The organism is Clavibacter sp. MX14-G9D, from assembly GCF_032917815.1.
Lineage (GTDB): Bacteria > Actinomycetota > Actinomycetes > Actinomycetales > Microbacteriaceae > Clavibacter > Clavibacter michiganensis_K.
In genome coordinates this window covers 1-6,498 of the sequence record NZ_JAVCVL010000158.1, presented here as the reverse complement: position 1 = coordinate 6,498, position 6,498 = coordinate 1, and the positions used below count along the sequence as shown (strand labels likewise).

Sequence of the window (6,498 nt, the reverse complement as noted above, 5' to 3'; positions counted from 1 at the left end):
GCCGCGACCGCGCACGCCCCCCGCACCTCCCCCGCTGCCGCGCGACCCGCGGCGGACCGGGATCCGGCGGCGCGGCGCGGCGCCCGGACGCTCAGCATCGCCGTCGTCTCCGTCCTGGTCGCCGCGGCGGCCGTCGTGGGCGTCGTCACGTACACGTCGTCGCAGGACGGGAGCGTCTCCTACCCGTCCGTGCCCGGACCCCTCGGCGCGAGCCTCGAGGAGCTGCAGAAGAGCGTGGAGGACGCCCCGTGATCCGCACCCCATCCCGCACCGCCAGCCGCGCCGACGGACGCCGGCCGTTCCGTGCGCGCGTCGCCGTCGGCCTCGCGGCGACGACGACGGCGCTGCTCCTGCTGGCCGGATGCGCCGGCTCCGCGACGCCCGCCGAACGCGCCCTCGACGACCTCCAGCAGCGGACGCTCGCGGTGACGCGGTCCTCGGCCGACGGCGACTACGAGAAGGCCCTCGCCCAGCTCGAGGAGCTGCGGGCGGCGGCCGAGGAGGACCTCGCCGAGGGGACCATCGACCAGGCCCGGCACGACGACGTCATCGCGCGCATCGACGCCGTCCGCGCCGAGCTGGAGGCCGCGCGCGAGGCCGCGGACTCCACGCCGACGCCGACGCCCGCGCCGTCGGAGAGCGCGACGCCGTCCGTCACGCCCACGCCGTCCGCGACGCCGACGCCGACGCCCACCCGGACGGCCACGCCCTCGCCGACGCCGACGCCGTCGCCCACGCCCACCTCGGAGGACGACGGGAACGGGAACGGCAATGGCAACGGGAACGGCGGGGGCGGGAACGGCAACGGGAACGGGAACGGCGGGTCCGACGACGGCTGAGCCGGGACCCGGTCGCGGAGTCGGCCGCACGACGGCGGAGCTGGGACCTGGCCGCGGAGTCGGCCGATGGCGGCGCTGTCGCGAACCGGGGGTCGGACGACCGCGGATCCGCCTCCCTGCGCGCTGTCGACGGCGGAGCCGCGGACCGGCGGTCGGACGTCGGCAGGGCAGCCGCCGTGCAGCCGGATGACGGAGCCGCGTCTCCCCGTGCGCGCCGGGGCCGGCCCGCACCGCGCCGGAGCGACCCCTCCGGGGCGAGGTCCCGGCTACGGGGCGGGCACCGACCCGTGCGGCGCTACGGGGATCAGACGGCGAGGACCCGGTCGGCCTCGGCCCGCGCCCAGCGCTCCGCCTCCGCCAGCGACTCGCGCGTGAGGGGCCCGGACGCCGTCTCGTGCGCGTCGACGACGCGGCGGATGGTGTCGACGATGTCGAGGAAGCCGGCGCGTCCCGCGTGGAACGCCTGCACGGCCTGCTCGTTGGCGGCGTTGTAGACGGCCGGGTAGGTCGACCCCGCCTCGCCGACGCGCTTCGCGAGCAGCACCGCGGGGAACGCCTCGTCGTCGAGCGGCTCGAAGGTCCACGTCGCGGCACGGGTCCAGTCGATGGGGACGCCGACGTCGTGCATGCGGTGCGGCCAGTTCAGGCCGAGGGCGATGGGGAGGCGCATGTCGGGCGGCGACGCCTGCGCGAGCGTCGACCCGTCGATGAACTCGACCATCGAGTGCACGAGCGACTGCGGGTGCACGACCACGTCGATGCGGTCGTACGGCACGTCGAAGAGGAGGTGCGCCTCGATGACCTCGAGGCCCTTGTTGACGAGGGTCGAGGAGTTCGTGGTGATGACGAGCCCCATGTCCCAGGTGGGGTGCGCGAGCGCCTCGCGGGGTGTCACGTGCTCGAGCTCGGCGCGCGTGCGCCCGCGGAAGGGCCCGCCCGACGCCGTGACCACGAGCCGGCGGACCTCCTCGGCCGTGCCGCCGCGCAGCGCCTGCGCGATCGCGGAGTGCTCCGAGTCGACGGGGACGAGCTGGCCGGGCGCCGCGAGGGAGCGCACCAGCTCGCCGCCGACGATGAGCGACTCCTTGTTGGCGAGCGCGAGGGTGCGGCCCTCCTCGAGCGCGGCGAGCGTGGGGCCGAGCCCCACGGACCCGGTGATGCCGTTGAGCACCACGTCGGCGTCGACCGTGCGGATGAGCTGCTCGGCCTCGTCGGCCCCGAGGGCGGTGTGCTCGACCCCGGCGACGCGCGCCTGCTCGGCGAGGGCCTCCCGCTTGCTGCCGGCGCCGAGCCCCACCACCTCGAAGAGCTCCGGGTGGCGTGCGATGACCTCGAGGGCCTGCACGCCGATGGAGCCCGTGGACCCGAGGACGATGACGCGGCGCACGGCGGACCTACTGGCCTGCGGCGGCGGGCTGGGTGCCGAGGATGTCGACGACGAACACGATGGTGTCGGTGCCGCCGATGTCCTCGCCGGAGCCCGCGTCGCCGTAGCCGTCGGCCGGCGGGATGATCGCGATGACCTGCGAGCCGACCTTCTGGCCGACGAGCGCCTTCGTGAAGCCCGGGATGACCTGCGAGGTGACGAACGTGGCGGACTGTCCGCGGTCCCAGCTGGAGTCGAACACCTTCTTCGTGTTCCAGTTGATGCCCGTGTACTGCACCGTGACGCTGGCGCCGTCGGTGACCTCCTCGCCGTCGCCCACCTTGAGGTTCGCGATCCGCGTCTCCGTCGGCGGGTCGGCGTCCGGGATGGTGATGGTGGGGGCGCCGTCGTCCGCGAGGGTCACCTCGGGGAAGCCCTCGGGCGCGGGCTGGTCGACGCCGTCGGCACGCGTGGCGGCCTGGCTGAGCACGTCGACCACGATCACGATGGGGTCGTCGGCGCCGAGGCCCAGCTGCGTGGCCTGCTCGCCGGCGAAGCCGTCGGCCGCGGGGACGACCGCGACGATGCGCGAGCCGACCGTGGTGCACTCCACCGCGCGGACGACCCCGGGCACGAGGGCGCCGTCGTTCATGGTGGCGGGCAGCGGGGTCTCCGCGTTGTACGCGAGCTGCGAGATGGCCTCGCCCGTCGTCCCGTTGTACGCGGCGAGCGCGATGTCCGCCGTGGCGCCGGCCTCGATCTCCGCGCCGTCGCCCTCCGTGACCACCGTGCGCTCGGTGGTCTCGACCGTGAGCGGCCCGTCGACCGTGACCTCCGGAGCGGAGCCGAAGTCGCCGGAGACCTCGACCGACTCCGACGCGTCGCCCGAGGGCGTGTCGATGCAGGACGCGCCCGCGGTGCGCGCGCCGGCCGTCGGGCTCGCGGACGGGTCCGCGGTGGTGGTGCCTCCGCCGGTGCAGGCGGACAGCGCCAGGACGGCGGCCGCGGCCAGGGTGAGGGGGATGCGTCGCTTCACGGGAGTCGCTTTCATCGGCGCGCCGGACGCACCAGGTATGGAGGAGGGACCCGGACAGTCTGCCTGACGCGGCAGGGGGACGGCTGACAGGGACCGCGTGGGGACCACCGGGATCCGGGTCGGCGCGATGCGGGCGGGGTGCCGCCGCGGATCAGGCGTCGGCGTCGGCGTCGGCGGTCCCGGCCACCACCGTGCGCGGCTCGTGGCGCACCGGGAAGTTGACGGAGCTCGCGATGAAGCACCGCTCGGAGGCGGCCTGGTGCAGGGAGGCGGCCAGCTCCGCCTGGTCGGCGTCGCGCACCGTGACGACGGGACGCAGGGTGACCTCGACGAAGTGGCCGCCCCCGCCGTCCGTCTGCCGCATGGTGCCGGTCGGCTCGTCCGCGTAGCCGACGACGACGACGCCGGCCGAGGCCGCCGCGTGGAGGTAGCTGAGGAGGTGGCACTGGGCGAGCGCGGAGAGGAGCGTCTCCTCGGGGTTCCAGCGGTCGACGTCGCCGCGGAAGGGGCGGTCCGCGGAGCCGAGCAGATCGTGCTTCCCGGCGGCCCGCACGACGTGGTCGCGACCGTACGCGCGGTGGTCGGACGTGCCGGATCCGCGGTCGCCCGTCCACTCGAGGGACAGGGCGTAGCGGTGCTCGATCTGCATGGGACCACGGTAGCGAACCGGGCCGCGGCCCTCCCGGATCCCGCTGTCCGCGCGGGTAGGCTCGCCGGATCATGACTGACACCTTGGACTCCGCCCTGGTCGGCACCCCCGCCGGCACCGCCCCCGGCTCCCCCGCCGCGACCGACCGCGACGCGCGCCCGCAGGTGCCGCAGGAGCGACGCGTCCTGACGGAGATCCCGGGCCCCCTCTCGCGCGCGCTGCACGAGCGCCGGAAGCGCGTGGTGCCGCCCGGCGTCGCGTCCCTCCTGCCCGTCTACGTGGCCCGGGCGCACGGCGCGATCGTGGAGGACGTGGACGGCAACCGCTTCATCGACCTGGGCGCCGGCATCGGCGTGACCACCGTCGGCCACACGCGGCAGGAGGTCGTGGACGCCGCGACGGCGCAGCTCGGCGACGTGATCCACACGCTGTTCACGGTGACGCCCTACGAGGAGTACGTGCGCGTGGCGGAGCTCCTCGCGGAGCACACGCCCGGCACGCACGAGAAGCGCACGGTGCTCGTGAACTCGGGCGCGGAGGCGGTGGAGAACGGCGTGAAGATCGCGCGCAAGCACACGGGCCGGCGTGCGGTGGCGGTGCTGGACCACGGCTACCACGGGCGCACCAACCTCACCATGGCGATGAACTACAAGGCCTCGCCGTACGGCACCGGCTTCGGCCCCTTCGCCGGCGAAGTGTACCACGCGCCGAGCTCCTACCCCTACCACGACGGGCTCTCCGGAGCCGAGGCCGCGGCCCGCACGATCGCGTACCTCGAGAAGCGCATCGGCGCGACCGACCTCGCGTGCGTCGTGGCCGAGCCCATCCAGGGCGAGGGCGGCTTCATGGTGCCCGCCGACGGCTTCCTGCCGGCGCTGCAGGAGTGGTGCACGGCGAACGGCGTCGTGTTCATCGCGGACGAGATCCAGAGCGGGCTCGCGCGCACCGGGCGCTTCTTCGCGAGCGAGCACCTCGGCCTGGTGCCGGACCTCGTGCTCACGGCCAAGGGCATCGCGGGCGGCCTGCCGCTCGCGGGCGTGACCGGCCGCGCCGAGATCATGGACTCCGCCCACGCCGGCGGGCTCGGCGGCACGTTCGGCGGCAACCCCGTGGCCGCGGCAGCGGCCGTGGCCGTCTTCGAGGCCATCGAGACGCACGGCCTCCTCGCGGAGGCCACGCGGATCGGCGAGCACCTGCACCGCGCGCTGGGCGCGCTGCAGGCGGAGCACGACATCGTGGGCGACGTGCGCGGCATCGGCGCCATGGTCGCGATCGAGCTCGTGCAGCCCGGGACCGGATCCACCACCAAGGAGCCCAACGCCGAGGCCGTCGCCGCCATCGCGGCGCACTGCCACGCCCACGGGGTGATCATCCTCACGGCGGGCACGTACGGGAACGTCCTCCGCTTCCTGCCGAGCCTCGCCATCTCCGAGGCGCTGCTCGACGACGCCCTCGGCGTGATCGCCGACGCGTTCCGGGCGCTGTGATGGCGGCCGCCGTCGAGACCATCCCCGTCCAGGGCGCCGTCGAGCTCGCGGTGCTCGACCGGAGCGGGTTCGTCGAGTCGCGCCACATCGGCGCGGCCGTCGTCCTCTCGCCCGCGGGCGAGGTGCTGCGCGAGGCGGGGGACGCGACGACGCCCGTCTTCCCCCGCTCCAGCATGAAGCCCTTCCAGGCGCTCGCGGTGCTCGCGAGCGGCGCGGAGCTGACCGAGGAGGAGCACGTGCTCGCCACGGCCAGCCACGCGGCGACCGCGCGGCACGTGGAGGTCGTGCGCGGGATCCTCGCGAAGGCGGGCCTCGACGAGTCCGCCCTCCGCTGCCCCGCCGACTGGCCGCTGGACCGGGCCGCCCGCGACGAGCTCGTGCGCGCCGGGATCCCCGCCTCCCCCGTCTACATGAACTGCTCCGGGAAGCACGCCGCGATGCTGCTCGCGTGCGTGACCAACGACTGGTCGACCGACGACTACCTGCACCCGGACCACCCCCTGCAGGTGCGCATCCGCGACGTCGTCGAGCGGTTCACGGGGGAGCGCATCGCGACCACGGGCATCGACGGGTGCGGCGCTCCCGTGCACGCGATGTCGCTCACGGCGCTCGCGCGCGGGATCCACCGCATCGCGACCTCCGCGCCCGGCTCGCCATTCGCGCTGTACCGCCACGCGGCGGCGCTCACCGCGGCGGTGCGCGCCCACGGCTGGGCGATCGACGGCCCCAGCCGCGCCAACACGGTCGTGATCGAGCGCCTCGGGCTGTTCGCCAAGGGCGGCGCCGAGGGCATCATGATCATGACGGCGCCGGACGGCACCACGGTGGCGTCGAAGACGCTCGACGGGAGCCTCCGGGCGTCCACGATCGTGGCGCTGGAGCTGCTCGCCCAGGCGGGCGCGATCACGCCGGAGGACGTGGAGCGCGTGCGCCCCGAGCTCGACCTCGTGGTGCTCGGCGGCGGCGCGCCGGTCGGCGAGATCCGGGTGTCGCCCTCGCTCATCGGCTGACCGCGGGCGCCGGCCCGAGAGGGTGGTGCCCGCCGGGGGCGTGGCCCTCCGGACGCTCCGCTGCGGCGTGCGCGGTCGGCGGGGGCGCGGTCGTCGGGTGCGCGGTCGTCG

6 protein-coding genes and 1 pseudogene are annotated in these 6,498 nt (G+C 75.3%); 4 read left to right on the top strand and 3 right to left on the bottom strand.

The genetic code is table 11. From position 1 onward, the window contains the following. Positions 1 to 252: pseudogene (locus Q6969_RS11795) on the top strand (serine/threonine protein kinase); the annotation flags it as partial. Further along, positions 249 to 839 (top strand): hypothetical protein, encoded by a 591-nt coding sequence (locus Q6969_RS11790; protein ID WP_317230611.1) that lies wholly within the window; start codon positions 249 to 251, stop codon positions 837 to 839. The pseudogene Q6969_RS11795 and the gene Q6969_RS11790, both read left to right, overlap by 4 nt. 304 nt (positions 840 to 1,143) lie before the next feature. Here Q6969_RS11790 and Q6969_RS11785 read toward each other — a convergent pair whose 3' ends face one another. From Q6969_RS11785 to Q6969_RS11775, 3 genes are all read right to left on the bottom strand, one after another. Beyond that, positions 1,144 to 2,226: a 1-deoxy-D-xylulose-5-phosphate reductoisomerase gene (locus Q6969_RS11785; RefSeq protein ID WP_317230610.1), complete on the bottom strand. Its 1,083-nt coding sequence runs from the start codon at positions 2,224 to 2,226 to the stop codon at positions 1,144 to 1,146. Positions 2,227 to 2,233: 7 nt separating this feature from the next. After that, on the bottom strand, positions 2,234 to 3,241 hold the full coding sequence (locus Q6969_RS11780) for an FKBP-type peptidyl-prolyl cis-trans isomerase (protein WP_317230609.1): 1,008 nt from the start codon (positions 3,239 to 3,241) through the stop codon (positions 2,234 to 2,236). A gap of 151 nt (positions 3,242 to 3,392) precedes the next feature. Beyond that, positions 3,393 to 3,890 (bottom strand): OsmC family protein, encoded by a 498-nt coding sequence (locus Q6969_RS11775; RefSeq protein WP_317230608.1) that lies wholly within the window; start codon positions 3,888 to 3,890, stop codon positions 3,393 to 3,395. A 71-nt stretch (positions 3,891 to 3,961) separates the two neighbouring features. Here Q6969_RS11775 and gabT point away from each other — a divergent pair, with 71 nt between their 5' ends. Together gabT and Q6969_RS11765 are read left to right on the top strand one after the other, a co-directional pair. Beyond that, the gene (gabT, locus tag Q6969_RS11770; protein WP_317230607.1) at positions 3,962 to 5,377 is read left to right on the top strand and encodes a 4-aminobutyrate--2-oxoglutarate transaminase; all 1,416 of its coding nucleotides are present in this window, start codon (positions 3,962 to 3,964) and stop codon (positions 5,375 to 5,377) included. Next, complete coding sequence (locus tag Q6969_RS11765) at positions 5,377 to 6,387, top strand: asparaginase (RefSeq protein ID WP_317230606.1); 1,011 nt, start codon at positions 5,377 to 5,379, stop codon at positions 6,385 to 6,387. The genes gabT and Q6969_RS11765 overlap by 1 nt, the downstream gene beginning before the upstream one ends. Positions 6,388 to 6,498: the final 111 nt, after the last annotated feature.